General features: G+C 73.1%; 3 protein-coding genes. 2 read left to right on the forward strand and 1 reads right to left on the reverse strand.

Going from position 1 to position 1,740, the window contains the following annotated elements:
* The coding region (locus tag ND748_RS31355) for an amidase family protein (protein ID WP_251749913.1) at positions 1–379 on the forward strand (379 nt) is incomplete at its 5' end.
* Between the two features lie 61 nt (positions 380–440).
* Here ND748_RS31355 and ND748_RS31360 read toward each other — a convergent pair.
* The gene (locus tag ND748_RS31360) at positions 441–1,229 is read right to left on the reverse strand and encodes a class I SAM-dependent methyltransferase (RefSeq protein WP_251749914.1); all 789 of its coding nucleotides are present in this window, start codon (positions 1,227–1,229) and stop codon (positions 441–443) included.
* A gap of 269 nt (positions 1,230–1,498) precedes the next feature.
* On the opposite strand from ND748_RS31360, the gene ND748_RS35220 reads away from it, so the two are divergent.
* The coding region (locus ND748_RS35220; protein ID WP_374216084.1) for an alpha/beta family hydrolase at positions 1,499–1,740 on the forward strand (242 nt) is incomplete at its 3' end.

Below are 1,740 nucleotides of genomic sequence, written 5' to 3' on the forward strand. Positions count from 1 at the left end.
GGCTTGGGCGGCGTCTGCCGGGGCGGCGTCTGCCACGGCCGGGGGCGCATCGGACGCCGCGGCGGTGCGCGCCCACAACGACCGATGCCTCGCGGGCGTGTTCGCTCGGGCGGACGTGCTGCTCACGCCGACCACGCCCAACCGGCCGCACCCGCATGCGGGCCCGGGCAAGGTCCGCAGCGTGAGCCTGACCTGGGCATTCAATCTCAGCGGGCAGCCGGCGGTGAGCGTGCCCGCGGGTTTCACCGCCGACGGCTGCCCGGTTGGGCTGCAGATCGTCGGCCGTCATGGCGAGGAGGCCCGACTGCTGCGCCTCGTCGCCGCACTCGAACGGCTCGCTCCCTGGCCGTCGCCGGCGCCGGACCGGTGGACTGGTTAGCCGGCGGCGCCGGTGCCACCGGACGGTGACCGCACATGATCACGAGCCGGCGGGCGCCACGCTAGGCGGGTCGGCGAGCCGAGGCGATCAGGTGGATGCCGATGGACTCGCCCTCGCGCTCGGCAGAGAGCTCCACCTCCGTGCGCACGAGGGTGGGGAAGCAGGAGACGTCCTCGGCCACAGCCCGCTTGACCGCCTCGGCGGACAGCACCGTGCGCGGCCGGATCCAGTCGACAGCAAAGCCGGCGCTGGTCAGCAGCGCCCGCAGCTCCTCCGGCCAGAAGCAACGGGTGATGGTGCCGTCCTCGGCGGGAACCAGCACGACGTCGGCGCGGGGGACATCGGACAGCTCCGCCCAGCGATGCTGCTCGGCGAGGCGGGCGAGGCCGAGCAGCAGCGAGTCGACGCAGAGCAGCAGCCGACCGCCCGGGCGCAGCATGCTGTGGATTTCGTCGAGGGTCGTCTCCGTGGCCAGGCAGAACGACAGTGCCCGTGCCTCGGCGAGCACCGCGTCGAACGAGGCGGGGGAGAACCAGTCCAGCGAGCGGGCGTCGCCGACGATGGGCAGCAGCGCGCCCGGGCCGACGGCTGGGTCGGCCGGCTCGGCCTGGGCCACCACCCGCACGACCTGGTGGCCCGCGGTCACCATCTGACGGGCGAAGCGGGCTCGCGGGCCGGAGACGTCAAGTACCCGGGCCGGTTGCGCCGGCAGCCACTCCCGCAGCTGGGCCGACGCGACCTCCTCATAGAAGGCCCAGTACGGATCGTCACTGTCGGCTGGAGCCTCGCAGACCAGGGTGTTTGTTCGGCCACGAGGTGGGCCCGGGTCGGCGTCGGGGCCAGGCAGCATGAAGCTTTCCTACCCTTCGGGAGGCGATGATGCGAGGCAAGTCACACACTCAAGGTGGAAGTCTGACAGATTCCAGGCTCGACCACGCTGTGTCCTTCCCTGCTGTGTCGGATCGATGCACGCAGGACCTTCCACCCTTGGCCGCCGGCCCCGGATCGGCTCCCGTCGACGATGCCCGCGTATCTCGGAATGCCCGCGTGCCTGACGATGCCCGCGTGCCTGAGAATGCGCGCGTGCCCGGCGATGCTGGCGTACCTGACGGCGCCGGCATGGCTGACGGTGCCTTCATAGCTGTGGACGGCGGGCGGCTGCGGGTGGTTCCCGGTGTCGGCGCGTCGACCGTCGTGTTTCTGCACGGCGCCGGCAGCGGCGTCGACACGCCCCTGTTCGACGCGCTGGCCGCCCGGCTGGGCGCCGCCGGGGTGCGGGTCGCCCGGCTGGAGATGCCCTACCGGGTGGCCGGGCGCCGGGCGCCGGACCGGCCGGCCCGTCTCGACGCGGTGGCCGCCAC

This window comes from Frankia sp. AiPs1 (assembly GCF_023716945.1).
GTDB lineage: Bacteria > Actinomycetota > Actinomycetes > Frankiales > Frankiaceae > Frankia.